This window comes from Streptomyces sp. DH12 (assembly GCF_020873895.1).
Taxonomy (GTDB): Bacteria; Actinomycetota; Actinomycetes; order Streptomycetales; family Streptomycetaceae; genus Streptomyces.
The window spans coordinates 1-682 of the sequence record NZ_JAHWGT010000325.1 but is presented as its reverse complement, the minus strand read 5'-3'; the positions used below and the strand labels follow the sequence as shown (position 1 = coordinate 682).

Annotated in this window: 1 pseudogene; it reads right to left on the bottom strand. The window is 77.7% G+C overall.

Annotated features, from left to right (window positions below):
• Positions 1 to 164: 164 nt before the first annotated feature.
• Positions 165 to 682, bottom strand: a pseudogene (locus LPA54_RS34330) (hypothetical protein); the annotation flags it as partial.

The following is a 682-nucleotide window of genomic DNA, read 5'->3' as shown; positions in this document are numbered from 1 at the left end:
GGTCGCGGGCGACCTGGACGTGGTGCGGGCGCTGGTGGGGGAGCACTTCAACGGGGCGGAGTAGAAGGAGGGCCCCCACACCCTCCGGGCGCCCTGAGCCCCCGGAACTCCCGCACGCGCCCCCCAACCCCCGGTTCACCCGAACGAGGCACCCGCACCGTGCCTCACGCCGTCGCCGCGTCCGTCTCCGGGGGAGCCAGGCGGTGGGCGAGCCAGGTGGGGACTCCGCCCAGGAGGCGGAACAGGCGGCGGGCCTCCTCGCGCAGGCGGGAGGCCTCCGGTTCGGTCTCCGTGTCCGCGAGGGACACCAGCGCGGGCGCCGTGCCGACCAGGTAGCCCAGCTCCTCCCGGATCCGCAGCGACTCCGCGAACCCGTGCCGGGCCTCCGTCAGCTCGCCCTCGCGCAGGGCGAGTCCGGCGAGGTGGCGCCAGGTGGCGGAGAGCAGCAGCGGGTCGGCGTGGGCGGTGGCGCCCGCGTGGGCCCGCCGGTAGGCGGCGCGGGCGGCCTGCGGGGAGCCGGTGAGGTTCTCCGCGATCAGCCCGCGCCGGAAGTCCAGCAGCGGCCGCCCCGTCGCGCCCGGCGCGATCAGCGCGGCGGCCCGGCCCAACGCGGCACGCGCCTCGTCGGCCCGGTCCCGGACCTGGAACAGCGTGGCGGCGTAGGCCAAGTACCCGCGTTCAC